Annotated in this window: 15 protein-coding genes and 1 pseudogene; 4 read left to right on the top strand and 12 right to left on the bottom strand. The window is 66.5% G+C overall.

Annotated elements, in window-relative coordinates; genetic code table 11:
- Window positions 1–294: 294 nt before the first annotated feature.
- From GBG68_RS06665 to GBG68_RS06695, 8 genes are all read right to left on the bottom strand, one after another.
- Complete coding sequence (locus GBG68_RS06665) at window positions 295–924, bottom strand: peroxiredoxin (protein WP_152146161.1); 630 nt, start codon at window positions 922–924, stop codon at window positions 295–297.
- Between the two features lie 72 nt (window positions 925–996).
- The gene (gene tsaA, locus GBG68_RS06670) at window positions 997–1,719 is read right to left on the bottom strand and encodes a tRNA (N6-threonylcarbamoyladenosine(37)-N6)-methyltransferase TrmO (RefSeq protein ID WP_152146162.1); all 723 of its coding nucleotides are present in this window, start codon (window positions 1,717–1,719) and stop codon (window positions 997–999) included.
- The gene (locus tag GBG68_RS14540) at window positions 1,716–1,847 is read right to left on the bottom strand and encodes a hypothetical protein (protein ID WP_264297981.1); all 132 of its coding nucleotides are present in this window, start codon (window positions 1,845–1,847) and stop codon (window positions 1,716–1,718) included. Before GBG68_RS14540 ends, tsaA begins: the two co-directional genes overlap by 4 nt.
- Window positions 1,848–2,011: 164 nt before the next feature.
- Window positions 2,012–2,728 (bottom strand): ZIP family metal transporter, encoded by a 717-nt coding sequence (locus tag GBG68_RS06675; RefSeq protein WP_152146163.1) that lies wholly within the window; start codon window positions 2,726–2,728, stop codon window positions 2,012–2,014.
- A complete protein-coding gene (locus GBG68_RS06680) occupies window positions 2,725–4,287 on the bottom strand; it encodes a diguanylate cyclase (protein WP_152146164.1) in 1,563 nt (520 codons plus the stop codon). Before GBG68_RS06680 ends, GBG68_RS06675 begins: the two co-directional genes overlap by 4 nt.
- A gap of 272 nt (window positions 4,288–4,559) precedes the next feature.
- Window positions 4,560–5,975: a cryptochrome/photolyase family protein gene (locus GBG68_RS06685; protein ID WP_152146165.1), complete on the bottom strand. Its 1,416-nt coding sequence runs from the start codon at window positions 5,973–5,975 to the stop codon at window positions 4,560–4,562.
- Window positions 5,976–6,031: 56 nt separating this feature from the next.
- Complete coding sequence (locus tag GBG68_RS06690) at window positions 6,032–7,867, bottom strand: sensor histidine kinase (protein ID WP_152146166.1); 1,836 nt, start codon at window positions 7,865–7,867, stop codon at window positions 6,032–6,034.
- Window positions 7,864–8,535, bottom strand: coding sequence for a response regulator (locus GBG68_RS06695; RefSeq protein ID WP_152146167.1), 672 nt, complete (start codon window positions 8,533–8,535; stop codon window positions 7,864–7,866). Before GBG68_RS06695 ends, GBG68_RS06690 begins: the two co-directional genes overlap by 4 nt.
- A gap of 161 nt (window positions 8,536–8,696) precedes the next feature.
- Here GBG68_RS06695 and GBG68_RS06700 point away from each other — a divergent pair, with 161 nt between their 5' ends.
- Window positions 8,697–9,278, top strand: coding sequence for a thioesterase family protein (locus GBG68_RS06700; RefSeq protein WP_152146168.1), 582 nt, complete (start codon window positions 8,697–8,699; stop codon window positions 9,276–9,278).
- A gap of 27 nt (window positions 9,279–9,305) precedes the next feature.
- Here the strand turns inward: GBG68_RS06700 and GBG68_RS06705 are convergent, their stop codons facing one another.
- Window positions 9,306–10,340: a DUF2157 domain-containing protein gene (locus GBG68_RS06705; RefSeq protein ID WP_152146169.1), complete on the bottom strand. Its 1,035-nt coding sequence runs from the start codon at window positions 10,338–10,340 to the stop codon at window positions 9,306–9,308.
- A gap of 173 nt (window positions 10,341–10,513) precedes the next feature.
- On the opposite strand from GBG68_RS06705, the gene GBG68_RS06710 reads away from it, so the two are divergent.
- Together GBG68_RS06710 and GBG68_RS06715 are read left to right on the top strand one after the other, a co-directional pair.
- On the top strand, window positions 10,514–10,717 hold the full coding sequence (locus tag GBG68_RS06710; protein WP_152146170.1) for a hypothetical protein: 204 nt from the start codon (window positions 10,514–10,516) through the stop codon (window positions 10,715–10,717).
- Between the two features lie 27 nt (window positions 10,718–10,744).
- A complete protein-coding gene (locus tag GBG68_RS06715) occupies window positions 10,745–10,978 on the top strand; it encodes a hypothetical protein (RefSeq protein ID WP_152146171.1) in 234 nt (77 codons plus the stop codon).
- Window positions 10,979–11,354: 376 nt separating this feature from the next.
- On the opposite strand, the gene GBG68_RS06720 is transcribed toward GBG68_RS06715, so the two are convergent.
- Entirely contained in the window at window positions 11,355–11,972 is a 618-nt protein-coding gene (locus tag GBG68_RS06720) for a rhomboid family intramembrane serine protease (protein ID WP_152146172.1), read from the bottom strand.
- Between the two features lie 83 nt (window positions 11,973–12,055).
- On the opposite strand from GBG68_RS06720, the pseudogene GBG68_RS14340 reads away from it, so the two are divergent.
- Window positions 12,056–12,232, top strand: a pseudogene (locus GBG68_RS14340) (HNH endonuclease); the annotation flags it as partial.
- Window positions 12,233–12,401: 169 nt separating this feature from the next.
- Here the strand turns inward: GBG68_RS14340 and GBG68_RS06730 are convergent.
- Both GBG68_RS06730 and GBG68_RS06735 read right to left on the bottom strand, forming a co-directional pair.
- Entirely contained in the window at window positions 12,402–14,375 is a 1,974-nt protein-coding gene (locus tag GBG68_RS06730) for a TRAP transporter permease (RefSeq protein ID WP_152146174.1), read from the bottom strand.
- Between the two features lie 196 nt (window positions 14,376–14,571).
- Entirely contained in the window at window positions 14,572–15,435 is an 864-nt protein-coding gene (locus GBG68_RS06735; protein ID WP_152146175.1) for an alpha/beta fold hydrolase, read from the bottom strand.
- Window positions 15,436–15,442 lie beyond the last annotated feature (7 nt).

Genomic DNA, 15,442 nt, shown 5'->3' on the forward strand with positions numbered 1-15,442 from the left:
GAGCAGCTTGTTTGAGCGTAGCGAGTTTGCTGCTCGCCCCCTTCCGGCGAGAAGCGCAGGGGAGCGCCGGGCGCAGCCCGGTGCCAAATCGTGGGCCGCCGCCGGCCGTACCCGCCCCAGGACCTTCACGCTTCGGTGGGCGCTCCACCATCGGCCGGGAGCCTCTGCGCGAACTTCCGTTTTCATTGCAGAGTTTCCCGCTATCCCGCGAAGAAGCACAAAAAACCCCGCCGGGCCGAGCCGGGCGGGGTTGGGGTTTCGCGACGGCAGGGGGCCGCCGCCAGCCGGGGAGGCTTACTTGATCTCGGTCAGGCGCAGGTAGGAGCGCTGCTCGTCCCAGCCCTGGGGGAAGATCTTCTCGGCTTCCTCGTTGCTGATGCTCGGCGGGATGATGACCTTCTGGCCCTTCTGCCAATCCGCGGGGGTGGCGATCTTGTGCTTGTCACCCAGCTGCAGGGCGTCGATCACCCGCAGGATCTCGTCGAAGTTGCGGCCCACCTGCATGGGGTAGGTCAGGGTCAGCCGGATCTTCTTCGCCGGATCGATGATGAACACCGTGCGCACGGCGGCGGTGTCGCTCTCGCCCGGGTGGATCATGTCATAGAGCTGGGCGACCTTGTGGTCCGGGTCGGCGACGATAGGGAACTCCAGGCTGCAGCCCTGGGTGTCGTTGATGTCGGTGATCCACTTGTTGTGCTCATCCACGGTGTCGGTGGACAGCCCCAGCGGCTTGGTGTTGCGCGCGGCGAACTCGCCGGCCAGCTTGGCGGTCTTGCCCATCTCCGTGGTGCACACGGGGGTGAAATCCGCCGGGTGGCTGAAGAAGAAGCCCCAGGAGTCGCCCAACCACTCGTGGAAGCTGATCTTGCCCTTGGTGGTGTCGATCTCGAAATCCGGGGCTATATCACCTAGATGCAAACCCATGTCGGACACTCCTTGTGTTAAGTGTTGGGGGGAAGGGGAACACTATAGACCATACGCCGGAGCGTGGCAGCCTCAAGGCCGGCCCGCCCCGGGCGGGGCCGCCAGGGGCCCCAGCGACAGCACGGTTACGCGATCAGCCGCCACGCGAAAGCGCAGGTTGTAGCCCGCGAGGCTCACGCCATACTCCCGGCCCTCGTCCCCGCGCCGGTAGGCCGGGCGCGGATCCAGCGCCAGTGTCTGCTCGATGAGCGCGACGGTGGCCGGCGGCAGGCCGGCCAGGGCCGCGCGGGCCGATTCCGCAAAACCCACCGACAGCCGCGGCGGGGGCCCACTGAAGGCCGCCGGCGCGCGCGCTTGCGGGTGCGCATCCGCATAGGGCACATAGGGCTTGATATCCAGCACCGGCGTGCCGTCCACCAGATCATGGCCGCGCAGACGCAAACCCCGACGGCCCGGCTCATCGATCAAACCGGCCAGCTCCACGACGGACAAGCCCACCGGGTTGGGGCGAAAGGGCGAGCGGGTGGCGAAGACGCCCAGACGCTCATTGCCGCCCAACCGCGGCGGACGCACGGTGGGCGACCAGCCCTGTTCGGCGCTGCGGTGAAACCAGAACAGCAGGTGCACATGGGAGTATTGCGCCAGCCCGCGCAGAGCCTCGGGGGCGTCGTAGGGCGGGTGCAGGATCAGCTCCGCCTCGGCGGCGGGCACCAGGCCCGGTTGCCGGGGGGTGCCGAACTTCTCGTCGAAGGCCGAATGAATCACCCCAATGGGGGCCAGGGACACATCGCTCATACGCCGGGCTGTTCCGGGCGCACGCGCCAGCGTGCCAGCGGCGCGTCGTGTACCGCGCCGCATCGCTTGCGCAGCACCTCATCGCGACGCCAGGGCCTTGGCAGCGCCGTTGCATTCTGCCTGTTCACGCTTGGCGGGCCTCCTCCTCGGGGGACACTTTGTAATCTGGCGCACCCCCAACGGTCAATGCGCATTCCGGCGATACCGGCGAATCCTCCTGGCCCTCCGCCCGCCTGGCGCTTTCGCGGACCAGGCGCGTCTCGCCGGCCATGGCGGCCTTGGTGGGGCACGCTCAGCGCAGCAGCACCACGCCCACCATGGCCACGCAGAAGCCCAGCACCGCCCCCAGGGGAGGCGCCCAGTGGCGGCGCAACCGGGCCTCCGGGGCAATGTCCTGGAAGGTCAGGTAGAGAATGCCGGCGGCGGCGAAGAGCATCAGGCCGCCGGTCAATGCCTGGTAGGGGGCCAACACCAGAAAGCCCAGCGCGGCGGCCAAGGGCCCCAGCAGGGCGATGGCCGAGAAGGTCAGCAACAGCGGCCTCTGCCCCAGACCATCATCGCAGCGCATTTCACGGGCGGCATTGAAACCTTCGGGCAGATTCTGCAGGGCAATCAGCAGCGCCAGCAGCAACGCACCCTGGCCATGGGCCGCCATGGCGCCCATGGCCAGGGCCTCGGGGACGAAATCCAGCAATAGCGCCATGAGCTGGGCGGCGGACCCACCCCGGCGCTCCAGCCAGGCGTCCAGCACGAAAAAGCACAGACCGCCGGCAAGAAACACCAGCGCCGCCCAGGTGACCGACAGGCGTGCCAGGCCCTCGGGCACCAGCACCAGGGCCACCGCCGCCAGCAGCAGGCCACCGCCGAAGGCGATCACCCCGTGGCGCAGCTCCTGCTCCAGCCAGCGGGGCAAGAGCAGCCGCGAACCCGCCAGGGCCGCACCCAGGGGCACGGTGCCACCGGCACACAGGCCATAGAGCAGCAGTTGCCACAGGTTCGGCCCGCTCATCCCGCCGCCGAGGCCTCCGGCGCCAACCGCACGCAGTTGCGCCCCGCGCGCTTGGCGCTGTACATGGCCTGATCGGCGGCGCGAAGCAACCCCGCCACGCTCGCACCGTGGGCGGGGTAGGCGGCGACACCGATGCTCAGGGTCAGCGGCCCACCCGCGGGGTGCGAACCCGGATAGGCCGCCTCGGTTTCGCTGCGTATGCGCTCGGCGAGCCCCCGCGCCTGCTCCGCGCTCAACTCCGGCAGCACGATCAGCAGCTCCTCGCCGCCGTAACGGGCCACATAGTCCATGGGCCGCACGCTGCGCTGCAACTGGCGGCTCAAGGCGCAGAGCACCTCATCGCCCCGCTCATGGCCCAGGGCATCGTTGATGGCCTTGAAGTGGTCCACGTCGATCATGAGCAGGCTCAGCGCATGGCCATAACGCCGACTGCGCTCCAGCTCCTCGCACAGCCGGCGCTCGAGCTCGCGGCGATTGAACAGGCCGGTGAGCGGGTCGCGGATGGCCAGCTGCGCCAGCTCCTGCTCCAGCAGCTTGCGCTCGGTGATCTCCATGATGAAACCTTCCACCAGCCCCGACTCTTCCTCCAGCACCCGCCCCTGCTCCCAGACCCAGATCTCCCGACCGTCCCGGCGCCGCAGCCGATATTCCAGCGCGAAGGGGCGCAACTCGGTTTCCGCCTCGTACGCCTCCCGCGCCACCCGCGGCATGTCCTCCGGGTGGATCAGGCTCGCGTAGGAGACCACCGCATTGTCCAGCAGGGCCTGGGGCGGATAGCCGGTGAGCGGTTCGCAGCCGGCGGAGACGAACTTCATGGTCCAGTGCTGGTCGTGCAGGCAGCGATAGGCCATGCCCGGCAGATTGCCGAGCAGCGTGGTGAGGTAGCGCTCGTTCTCCACCAGCGCCTGCTCCATGGCGAGACGCTCGGTGATGTCCTGGCCCAGGGCAATGGCGCCGACCAGCTCCCCTTCACTGCCATAGAGGCGCTGGGCCTCCCAGGCGATGACCTTTTCCGTGCCGTCGCGGGCGGTGATGCGGGTATGGAAGTCACTGAGCGAGGCGCCCTGCTCCAGGAGCTCGGTGGCCTTGCGTCGAACGAAGCCCCGATATTGCGGGTCCGGGTAGAGCCAGTCCCAGATCCGCGCATTGCCCCGCACCTCGTCCCGGGAATAGCCGGTAATCTGCTCGGCCGCCTTGTTCCAGACCAGGATATTGGCTTGCGGATCCAGCACATTGAGCCAGATGCTGGCGTTGTCGATGATGTTCGCCCGGAACTGGCTCAGCGCCTGGATCTCGACGCGCTGGGCGGCGATTTCCTCGGCATAGCCGGCGCTCAAGCGCAGGTAGCGCAGCACCACGACGTACAGCACCAGGCCCGAAACCAGCACGAAGCCCCAGCCCTTGATGGTCTGATAGCGGGTAACCTCGCCGGACACACCCAGCCACCGGCCCAGCAGATCATCGGAGAAGGCGATCCACAGAAACGCCGTCACGCAGTAAGCGAGCGCGACTTTGGCCGCCTGCCAAAACGGGTTGTGGGGTCGCTGCGTTCGGCTCATGGCCGCCTCCATAGGATCACGGCCCAAAGCATGGCACAGGGTGGGCACCGAAACGAAGGCGGCGTCGCCGCCAAGTGGTCAAGCCACTCGCCCCGCGGCTCCATCAATGCCGGGCCGAGACGCCGCCGCGCCACCGTCTCAGTGCGCAGGCACCCATGCGCGAACCTCCCTGTCCGGGCGGGCACGCCGCGCCCACCAAACGGCACGGCCTGCGCGGCCGCATGCTGCCGATATGGGGCCGCGATGCCGGCCAACGCAACACCGCGGAAGGCTCAGGGCAGACGCCGATAGGCTTCCAGCGCCGCGCGGCGGGATTCGCCCAGGTCCACCATGGGCTCCGGGTACTCCCGGCCCAGGCGCACGCCGGCCTCGGCGAGCACCGAGCCCGGCGCGGCCCAGGGCTGGTGCAGCCAGCGCGTGGGCAGGCGGGCGAGCTCCGGCAGCCAATGGCGCAGATACGCCCCTTCGGGGTCAAAGCGTTCGCCCTGGCGCACCGGGTTGAAGATGCGAAAGAAGGGCGCGGCATCGGCGCCACAGCCGGCCACCCACTGCCAGCCCATGCTGTTGTTGGCCAGATCCGCATCCACCAGCGTGTCCCAGAACCAGCGCGCGCCGGCCTGCCAGGGTTGCCCCAGGTTCTTCACCAACAGGGAGCCCACCACCATGCGCACCCGGTTGTGCATCCAGCCGCTGTGCCAAAGCTCGCGCAGACCCGCGTCCACCAGCGGTATGCCGGTGCGCCCGCGCTGCCAGGCCCGCAGGCGCGCCTCGTCAGGCTGCCAGGGGAAAGCCTTGAAGCGCTCATTGATGGGCTCGTCGGGCAGGCGGGGGAAATGGAACAGCAGATGGTGGGCGAACTCCCGCCAACCCAGTTCCGCGATGAAGCGTTGTCGGTCCTCGCCTTCCGGCAAGCCCTGCAATTCGGCCAGAATCTGCCGCGGCCCCAACTCACCAAAATGCAGCGCCGGCGAGAGCCCGGAGGTACCCGCCTCGGCGGGCAGCTCCCGGCGTTCGGCATAGCCGCGCAGCCCCCGGGCGGCGAAGCGCCGCAGGCGCGCCAACGCCGCCGCCTCGCCCGGTCGCCAACGCTCGGCCAGCCCCGCCTCCCAGCGAATGCGCGGCAACAGCGCCAGCGCCTGCAGCGGCTCGGAGGCCGGGGCCTCGGCGCCGCGGCAATCGTCCGGGAGCGGCTCCGGATCGCCGACGGAAAGTCCCCGCCGCGCCTCGCGCCAGAAGGGGGTATAGACCCGATAGGGCTTGCCCTGCCGGTTGCGCAGCTCCCAGGGTTCGCGCAGCAACGCCGCCTGGTGGCTTGTCACCCGCAGCCCCTGCGCGCGCAGGGCGGCCTTGATGGTCTTGTCCCGGGCGATGATGGCGGGCTCGTAGAGCCGGTTCCAGTGCAGCTCCCGGGCGCCGGTCTCACGGACCAGGGCCTGCAGGGTCTGCAGCGACGGCCCCTGGCGCAGCACCAGCGGCAGGCCCCGCGCGGCCAGCGCCTCGGTGAGCGCGGCAAGACTGTGGTGCAGCCACCAGCGGCTCGCCGCCCCCGGCGCCCAGGGGGCCTCTTCCGCCAGCGCATGGATGTACACCGGCAGCACCGGGCCACGCCGGGCGGCGGCATTGAGCGCGGGATTGTCGGTGAGGCGCAGATCGCGCCGCAACCAGACCAGGATGGGGCTTTCGGGCATGGGGCACCGTGCGGGTCCGGGGAGCGCTCAGTGTGACATGCCCTGTCGGCGAATCGTTACCCGTTATCCGTGTCAGGCGCAGCCCCGATGGAGGGCAGCGTCGCCGGCAGGGTGATCAGCAGCCTGGCCCCCCTGGGCAGGGCTTCGATGGCCAGCTCGGCGCCCAGCTGCGCGGCCCGGCGGTGCATGTTCCCCAGACCCGCGCCACCCTCGCGCGCGACGAACGGCGCACCGTCGTTCTCCACCGCGATCACCGCCCGCCCTTGCTCGCCCGCCATGCCGCGCAGGCTGATGCTGGCAGCCGGCCCGTGCTTCAAGGCATTGGTCACCGCTTCCTGGAGAATCCGCAGCAGGTTCAAGGCATGGGCCGGAGTCACCCCGGCGACCTCGGGCAGACGGGCAATGGACCATTGCAGTTCCACGCCCAGGCGCTTCAGCTGCCGCTGTAGCCGTTCGTGAAACTTCGACAATGCCAGCGTCAGGTCCCGGTCGCCGATATCCAGCGAGTGGATCACCAGGCGCAGATCATCGAGCGCCTCCCGCGCCGCCTGCTCGATGCCGCCCGTGCGCTCGCGCTCGGCCAGGGCGATGATGGACGCCAGATGCCCCGAGAGGCCATCGTGCAGATCCGCCGTCAGCCGCTGCCGCTCCGTCAGGCGCACGCGCTGTGTCGCCTCGAGCCGCTCTCGCTCATGGACCAGGGCCAGCTCCGCCTCCCGCTCGGCCAGGCGCCGGTTCAGGTGCACATTGGCCTCGTCCACCCGTTGCAGGCTGATCGCCAGACGGCGCATCAGGATCACACTCACCGCCGCCAGTATCAGGGGCCGGTAATAGCCGGAGAACATGATTGGCCCGGCAATCGCCCCCTGAATCGCCAGCATGTCGCGCAGCGCGGCCAGGCACAGCAGCAGCAGCGGCAGGAAGAACAACAGCGCTTCCCGGTTGCCGTCCAGAAAGGCCCCCCGGGCGGCGATGGCGGTCGCGCCAAACAGCCCCAGCAGCATCGCGGGCACGCACAGGAACAGCACCAGTGCCGGCTCGGGGAGAAGTCCCGACAGGCCCAGCAGAACGCTCACCGCTGGCAGCGCCGGCACGGCCCAAGGCAAGCCGCGGGGCACAGGCCGGCCGACGAACAGCAGCGCCAGGATGGGCAGTATGGGCCCCACCGCCGAGGCCAGCATGTAGCCGTAGGGGGCGACCGCGCTGAGCGCCGGCATCACCGTGGCGAGCGAGCCGATATGGTAGAAGCCGCTGGCCGCGAGCAGCGCCAGCAGCCAGCGGAACAGCCTCTCGCCGGGGCGGTAGAGGAAGGCCACCAGCACCGCGCCGGACATCAGCAACTGCACCGCGAAGACCATCAGCCGCAGATGCTCCAGCAGAAAGAGGCGCAAGCGGTAATGGGGCATCAGCGCCTGCTCGCTGCCCACATACAGCGCCGAGAGATAGCCGCGCATCAGGCGTCGACTACGAAGCCGCAGCTCCAGCGTGTGCTCGCCGGCCCGCAAGCGCGAGGGCGGCAGGGACACCAGACGCGTCAGGCCGGAACGCGCCCCGAAGGCGTAGGTGCGCGGCTCGGGGTTGCGCAGCGCCTCGCCATCGAGCCACAGCTCGGCATGCTGGCTGAGCAGCGGCACGAACACATAGAGCGCCTCGGCGGGTGCTTCGTCCAGCCTCAGGGTAAAACGGTAGCGAGCCTCGCCCTCGTCCTGCCGAGCCCGCGCCGACCAGCGATGGGGAAGGCTGACCGTGTCGCGCTCACCATTGGGCCCGAGGAATTCGGCACTACCCAGCCGCGTGGCCTGGGTCGGAGTCGGCAATTCGGCCCAGAACGGCCATAGCGCCAGCAGCAGCAACGGCGCTACCACCAGCACACGGCGCAGCACAGAGCTCATAGGCGGATCAGTCCCAGCCTGGAGGCTTCGAACACCGCTTCAGAGCGGTTCCCCGCTTCCAGCTTGCGATAGATATTCTTCACGTGCACCGGCACGGTCTGACGGGAAATTCCCAGTTGCTCGGCCAGTTCCGCGTAGGTGAATCCCTTGGCGATGCCCCAGAGGATATCCGTCTCACGCGGGGTGAGCGTCACCACCGGGGCGGCCGGCGGCGCTTGGCGGGGCTTACTGATCCGCTTGACGATCACCCGGGCGATGGAGGGAGAAATGGGCGAGCAGCCCGCCAGCAGATCCTCTATGGCTTCAATGAGCTCCAGCGAATCGGCGTCCTTCAACAGATACCCCGTGGCGCCGGCTTCGATGACTTCCACCACGGTCTCATCGTCGGCCAGCACCGAGATCACCATCGCTTCCGCGGCCGGGTTGACCTCGCGCAGCCGGTGTATGGCTTGCACGCCATGACCGTCGGGCAACTGCAGGTCGGTGATCAGCAGATCCACCACCGGCTCGGCCAGGTGCTCCATGGCTTGTGCCAGGGTGGCACAGGCGGCGAGCAGCTCGCCCCCCGGCCAGTCGTTCAGGATCCTCGCCAGGCGCTCACGCACCGGGCCATCGTCTTCCAGCAGCAGCACCCGGCAACTCGGGCGGTCCTTGTCATTTGTCTTCATGCAGCCGTCCCGTTGGCGAGGTCAAGGTGGCGGCAGCGACTGTGCCTCAGCACGCCACCGTGGCCATATACCCCGAAGGGGGTATACGAGCCCAGCCCGAACCAGACTAGCCTGAACGCCATCACAGGTCAGCTCGAAGCAACACCCAAGGGAGCCACCCCATGAATCTGTATCTGAGACTGCTGGTGATCTGGCTGCGCACCGCCTTCGTCCGCCGTCAGCATCCGTTCATTCCCACCACCACCCGGTTCCGGGTACGCCCCTGGGAGATCGACCTGTTCGGCCACATGAACAATGGCCGTTACCTGCAGATCATGGATCTGGCCCGCGTCGACTGGATGCGCCGCTGCGGTGTGGCCGACGTGGCGGTTTCGCGGCGCTGGGGCGCGCTGCTCGGCGGCCAGTTGATCCGCTTCCGGCGCGCCTTGAAGCCCCTGCAGGCCTATAGCGTACACACCCGGCTGCTGGGCTGGGACGAGCGCTGGTTCTTCATCGAGCACCGCTTCGAGAATGCCGAGGGGCAGCTGGTCTCGGTGGCGATCTCCCGAGCCGCGCTGCGCGGCAAGGGCCAGTGGGTGGATACCGCCGAGATGGCCGGCGCCGTCATCCCCGGCACTCCCAGCCCGGCCCTGCCTGCCGCGGTGCGCGAGTGGCTGGCCGCCGACGAACTGATGGACGAGCTGCCTGCCACGGGCCTGGAGGACGTCCCCGAGCACACGCCCCGGGCCGCGGACGCCGCCTGAGCGCGCCTCCTGGGCGGGCGCGCGGGCTCAGGCCTGCGCCCGCTCGATCAACGCCCGCAGCGGCGCCGGCAACACGCTCAGCATCGCCGCCGTGATCCGCGCCTCGTTGCGCTGCCAGGCCAGGCCCGCGAACACGATGCCGATCCCCAGCGCGCCCAGCGCCACCGGGAAGAGCAGGCTGTTGGTGAACAGATCCGCCAGATGCCCCAGGTAGGCCGCCACCCCCAGCGCGCCGAACAGCGCCAGCACCCGCCGGCGCAGGGCGGCCCCACAGGCGATCAGCAACAGGTTGATGCCGCAGTAGAGCAGCTTGCCCAGCTCGCTGTCCGAATTCATCGCCGTGAGCCCGCCCCAGAAGGCCGCCGCACCGGCCAGGTACAGCCAGAAGGCATAATCCTTGCGTCGCCCACTGCGCACATCCACCCAGAAGGCGAGCCCCAGGGTGAGCGCGCCGGCCACCATGGAGACCAGCTTGCGCATCTCCCAGCGCTCCTGCCAGGTGTCGAACAGGAAAGGCACCAGATCCATCTGCAGATACCAGATGGACAGCGCCAGCAGGAACACGGTGAAGGGCATGCGGTAACGCCAGAGCGCCACCGTGGCGGCGGCGATAGTGCCCAGCTCCATGAACAACCAGTGCCAGCGGATGTAGCGATGGTAATCCGCCACCCGGCCGCCGCCTTCCGGCCACCAGCCCATGCCCTGCTGCAGGCTGTAGATGGCCAGCGGCACCATGGACAGGGCAAAGGTGAGCATCACCCCCGCCGGAATGGCGAGGTTTCGGCGCAGAAACCAGTGGGTCAGCGCCAGGCCCAGCACGAACTGGGAACCCACCAGCACCAACATGGGCCAACCCGCCCAGCTCTCCCAGGCCTGCCCGAGAAAGAGCGCGAAGGCAGCCATGGCGACGAAACCGCCCAGGTAATAAAGGATGTGGGCGGCCCGAAACTGGGGGCGCGCCTCGTCGCGCTGGGCGAGAAAGCGCCAGAGCCGCTCGGCGGTGTCGGCGTCCAGAACGCCCTCTTCGGTGGCGGCGGAGAGATCCTGTCGGGTGAGGCGCATGAACTGTATGTCCTTATGATGATTATTCTTTTACGACGCGAAAGCGGCTGCGCGAACGCCGGAATATTGCCGCCCATGGTTTGTTCCCGTATTTTTACCCCCAAGTACCCCTTGCCGTGCAACACGGCGGTACAAGGAAACGCTCTCTACAGAGCAATAACAAGGACGACTCGATGAAGGCCCGCATCTATATTTCCGGCTTGGCCGCCGGCGTCCCTAAGACCGGTTTCGGCGTTAACCTCGCGACTTTCGCCTACCTCGAAATCCTTCCGGCAGGAAGGCCCACGATGACTGCTCGCGTATACGGTATCGCAGACACGCTCTCGGTCGGGAACGAATCCTCCACATTGCTCGTTGGGCACGTCAAAACCGATTGATTCCAACTCGGCGGCGATGGCAGCCCTTTGTTGCAGGCCGAATACCTGAGCGGCAAAACCATGCACATCAGCTTAAAAGGAACCCTGGTCAAAAGCGGGAAGGTCGACATCGACATCATGCTGATAGACAAGAACGGCATTGGCGAGACCATTCTAAAGCGCTACAGCATAGACGCCATAGGCGCTCAGCTTGATTCGACCCAGATAAGGGGGCCTATACGCCTCTTACCCAATAAGAAAACCACCGAGCCGACGAGATGACCGTGTCGAACATGCGTGGAAAACATGGGGCAAGCTTCGGCGCGTCGCCGCTTTCGGTAACGGCACCCTGCTGTTTTTCAGTGTTTCGCTGCCCTGGTGCTGAGCACGTTCGTTTTTTCCGCACCGGATTACCGTGAACTGAGCAAGCATCTGTATGGGCAGGAGGCTCCCTTGATGGGGTCAAACGTGGCGGAGCAGCTGATCGGGCCCAACCTGCTTGTTCTAATACTGGCCATACTGATCGGCTCCCTCTGGAAGGAACGCCGCGTGACACGTTTGAGTCACCGGATACTGGCCAATACCGGCTTGCTTGTGGCTCTGCTCGCTCTTCACGGAACCGTCACACTACTGCTCTTCAATCTCCCCTGAAGTCTTCCTAAATGCCGAGCTGTGCCAGAAAGATCCACAGCGCCCGCGGATCCAGCAGCATGGTCAGCAGTACTCCGCCAGCCGCGCCGCCCAGATGCGCTTCATGGGCCAGGCCGCCCACCTGGTCCGGGGCGCGGCTGCGCATGGCGTAGATGGAGATCGCCACGAACCCCACGGCGAAGAGCAGCGCCGGGATGGGGATGGCGAAGAACAGATACAGCAGCCGCAGCGGCTCGTACAGGCAGAAACCGAACAGCACCCCGCTGATGGCCCCGGACGCTCCCACGGCGGCATAGCGCGGATTGGCTCGGTGCATGAACAGCGTCAGGCCCTGGGCGGCCAGGTCCGAGCCGAAGTACAGCACCAGGAAACGCACCGGCCCCAGCGCCGCCTCCAGCCAGGGACCGAAGAAGAACAGGGTGATCATGTTGAACAGCAGATGGCTGCCGCTGGCGTGCACGAAGCCGGCGGTGAACAGCCGGTAGTACTCGCGTCGGCGCAGCACGCGCCAGGGCCGTAGTGCAAAGCGGTCGACGCGCAGCTCGCCTCCCTGGAAGGCGTACACGCTCACCAGCACGTTGGCGAGCAGCAACAGCAGGGTGACGGGAGACTGGGTGGGATCCATGGGCGTTCCGGGTCGCTCTGTTCGCGCCCATCATAGCGCGGTTAACATCACGACTGAGGATGCCGAAAGCCGAGCGCGCGACCATGGCCGCACAGCCCGACAACGCCGCGAACCACTGCGCCCTGTGTGGCCGCCGGGAGCCGCTGACCCTGCATCACCTGATTCCGCGCAAGGTGCACCGGCGGGCGCGCTTCGCCAAGCGCTACCGGCGTGAGGAGCTCAACCAGGGTGTCCTCGTTTGCCGGCGCTGCCACGACGGCATACACCGGCGCTATGACGAGATGACCCTGGCCACGCGGCTGAACACCCTGGAGGCGCTGCGGGCGGACCCGGATCTCGCCCGCCATTTCGCCTGGGTGGCGAAGCAGAAGCGGCGCTGCCCGCCAGGCCGGCCCGGGAAGGCATCCCGCGGACCGGCCAGCAGTTCACTCAGCGCAACAGGCCACGACGCAGATACCCCTGACTGGCGACGAACAGCAACACGCTCCCCACGAGCAGGGCCAGATACGGCGCGGAGACCGCCGCCTGAATCGCCTCGGCCGGCATGGCGATGACCAGCCCGCCCACGGCCAGGGCGATGCGCGAAGCCATGCCCACCGCACCACGGCCGGTGAGGTCGCCCAGCCCCAGCAGGTACCCCTGAATGGCGGCGGAAATGAACACCACACCCACCACGGCCTTGCCCACGGCCAGCGCCACGGCCGGCGGCTCGCCTTGCAGGATCAGCGCCGGGTTCAAGACGAACAGGAAGGGGATCACGTAAATCACTGCGCCCAGCCGCAGCGCCGCCAAACCGGTCTCCATGGGCCGCGCGCCAGCGATGGAGGCGGCGGCGAAGGCGCCCAGCGCCACCGGCGGCGTGATGAAGCTCAACATGCCCCAGTACATGATGAACAGATGAACCGCAATCGGGTTCATGCCGGCGCCGTTCACCAGCGCCGGGGCCAGCGCTACAGCAAGGAAGATGTAGGCCGATGTGGCGGTCATGCCGATGCCGAGGATGAAGCTGATCACCGCGCCCATTAACAAGAGCACATAGGCGTTATTGCCGGCGATGAACATCAAGTCATTGGCAATCGTTCCAGCCAGGCCGGTAACCGTCATGGCACCCACCAGCAAACCTACGCTGGCAAGTATGATCGTGAGTTCAATGATCGTTTTTCCGAGACTTACAACGAAATCCACCAACTGCGCCCAGCGCCATCGGCTATAGGGCAGTATCTGATTCAGAGCAATCACCACCACCGACGCGTAGTAGGGCGCATGCGCCTCCCGGCCCAGGAAGAACAACATCCACACGAGCGTGCCGAAAGCGAACAGGTAGTACCAACCTTCCTTCAATGTCCGGCGCAGTGAGGGCAAATCTTCCTTGCGCAATCCCTTGATGCCGCTGCGCGCCGCGTAGCCGTCCACCTGCAGGAAAAGCCCCAGAAAATAGAGCACAGAGGGCACGATCGCGGCCAGCACGATGACGCTGTAGGAAACGTTCAGAAAACTGGCCATAACGAAGGCTGTAGCCCCCATGACCGGCGGCATCATGGTTCCGCCGGTGGACGCACAGGCCTCGATGCCTCCGGCGTAGCGCGGCGAAAAGCCGGCGCTCTTCATGGCGGGAATGGTCAGTGAACCAGTTGTGACTACATTCGTTATCACGCTGCCGCTCAACGAACCCATCATGCCGCTGGAAAGCACCGCCACCTTGGCCGGACCACCACGCACATGGCCCAGCAGGGCAAAGGCAAAATCGATGAAGAATTTGCCACCCCCTGTCTTCTGCAGGGCAACCCCAAAGATCATGAAACCAACCACCAGGTTGGCAAACGCTTGAAAGGGAATACCCAGGATGCTTTCGAGGCTCATGGCATGAAAAGCCGCCGTCTCGCCCGAACTGGACGCAACGCCCTGGATCGGGCCGGGCATCACGTCGGCCCAAAGCGGGTAGACACTTACGACACCGGCGATCAACGTAATGGACAACCCCGCCACGCGCCGCAACGCTTCCAGCAATAAGCCCCACAGCAGAAAGCTCACGTAAACCGCGTGATCCGGCGCCATGTACTCCCAGCCCTGGTAAATGATGGTTTCCCCATTCCATACAAAGAACAGGCAAACCCCCGCCGCCACGAGAGCCAAGCTGCTATCCACCAGCAGATCCAGGCGGCTTCCGGCGTACCCGCGGAGTGGCCATACCAGAAAGGTAACGGGCAGGGAGAAAAGAAGGATCGAGTAGAAAAACTGATGCTGCACGCTGGTAAGGAACGCCAGCACTTTGGTGTTGAAAAGGTAATCCAGCGACAGTAGCAACAAAGCAACCGTAGCCAGACTCAAGACAAGCACGCAGGCCCTGCTGTTAAGTCTGAACGATTGGCGGGTTTTGGCCGGCACGGCGCTTTCAGCGTTCATAAGCAAGCTACCAGCGGGCTCGGCACCAGCAAGCGGTTGATAAAACAACTCATACTCAAACTCCTCCAGTCACTCGGGAAGCAACGGCAAGCACTTTGCTCAACGACCATTCATTATTATTCTGAAACGCGTACTGCCATGGGACGACCGCCCTGCGGGCGGCGTACCACACCGCCCGCAAGACATGCCCGACGGCTTAGTGGCTAAGGAAATCCAGCACCATGCGGTTGAAGGTCTCCGCATGCTCCCACTGGACCCAATGCCCGCAACGGTTGAAGACATGCAGCTGGGCCTTGGGCAGACCTGCGAGCAGCCGCAGACCGGTATCCATGGGCACGAAGCGGTCATCCCGCCCCCAGACGACCAGGGTATCGGCCTGGACTTCCCGCAAACGGTAGGCGTAGTCGGGAAACTGCAGCGGGTTGGCCTGTACGCTCTTGACGAAGTTCTGCAGGTGATCTTCCCGGGCAAGGATGTTGTCCAGCCGGGTCTTCATCATCTCCTCGGTGATCCCGCTCGGATCGAAGACGAAGATCTCCATCATGGCGTTGAGGTTATCCAAGGTGGGCTCACGGTAGAGCTTCTGCAGCCGCTTGATGCCCTCGGTGGGCATGGGGGTGAAGAGGCTGCCGCCGCCCGTACCGCCGCCCATGAGAATCAGCTTGGCGACCCGCTCCGGGTGCTGCAGGGCAAAGGCCACGGCGCTGTGGCCACCCATGGAATTGCCGATGATGTGCACCTTGGGCAGGTTCAGCCCCTCCACCACCCCGGCCAGCACCTCCGCATTGAGATCCGAGCGCGAGCCGGTGCAGACGATGCTGTCGCTCTTGCCCCAGCCCGGGCAGTCCACCAGCAACACCCGGTAACCAGCGTCGGTGAGCGGCTGGACGTTGCGATTGAAGTTCGCCCAGCCGGTCGCACCCGGGCCGGAGCCGTGGAGCATGACCACGACCTGTTCGCCTTTGCCGGCGTCGTTGTAGTGGATCTTCAGATCCTCGCCGGCGGCCTTGATGTCGATGAAGCGGCTGGTGCCCGCCTCGGTCCATTGTGCGTTGGTCATGGTTAGG

The organism is Alkalilimnicola sp. S0819 (assembly GCF_009295635.1).
In the GTDB taxonomy this organism is placed as follows: domain Bacteria; phylum Pseudomonadota; class Gammaproteobacteria; order Nitrococcales; family WHIW01; genus S0819.

Bases quoted from the DNA above. Each gene is read 5' to 3' on its own strand.
- GBG68_RS06675 (WP_152146163.1), bottom strand. From the start codon at position 2,728: ATGAGCGGGCCGAACCTGTGGCAACTGCTGCTCTATGGCCTGTGTGCC.
- GBG68_RS06695 (WP_152146167.1), bottom strand. From the start codon at position 8,535: ATGAAGACAAATGACAAGGACCGCCCGAGTTGCCGGGTGCTGCTGCTG.
- GBG68_RS06705 (WP_152146169.1), bottom strand. From the start codon at position 10,340: ATGCGCCTCACCCGACAGGATCTCTCCGCCGCCACCGAAGAGGGCGTT.
- GBG68_RS06690 (WP_152146166.1), bottom strand. From the start codon at position 7,867: ATGAGCTCTGTGCTGCGCCGTGTGCTGGTGGTAGCGCCGTTGCTGCTG.
- GBG68_RS06685 (WP_152146165.1), bottom strand. From the start codon at position 5,975: ATGCCCGAAAGCCCCATCCTGGTCTGGTTGCGGCGCGATCTGCGCCTC.
- GBG68_RS06700 (WP_152146168.1), top strand. From the start codon at position 8,697: ATGAATCTGTATCTGAGACTGCTGGTGATCTGGCTGCGCACCGCCTTC.
- GBG68_RS06665 (WP_152146161.1), bottom strand. From the start codon at position 924: ATGGGTTTGCATCTAGGTGATATAGCCCCGGATTTCGAGATCGACACC.
- GBG68_RS06730 (WP_152146174.1), bottom strand. From the start codon at position 14,375: ATGAACGCTGAAAGCGCCGTGCCGGCCAAAACCCGCCAATCGTTCAGA.
- GBG68_RS06735 (WP_152146175.1), bottom strand. From the start codon at position 15,435: ATGACCAACGCACAATGGACCGAGGCGGGCACCAGCCGCTTCATCGAC.
- GBG68_RS06710 (WP_152146170.1), top strand. From the start codon at position 10,514: ATGAAGGCCCGCATCTATATTTCCGGCTTGGCCGCCGGCGTCCCTAAG.
- GBG68_RS06680 (WP_152146164.1), bottom strand. From the start codon at position 4,287: ATGAGCCGAACGCAGCGACCCCACAACCCGTTTTGGCAGGCGGCCAAA.
- GBG68_RS06720 (WP_152146172.1), bottom strand. From the start codon at position 11,972: ATGGATCCCACCCAGTCTCCCGTCACCCTGCTGTTGCTGCTCGCCAAC.
- tsaA (WP_152146162.1), bottom strand. From the start codon at position 1,719: ATGAGCGATGTGTCCCTGGCCCCCATTGGGGTGATTCATTCGGCCTTC.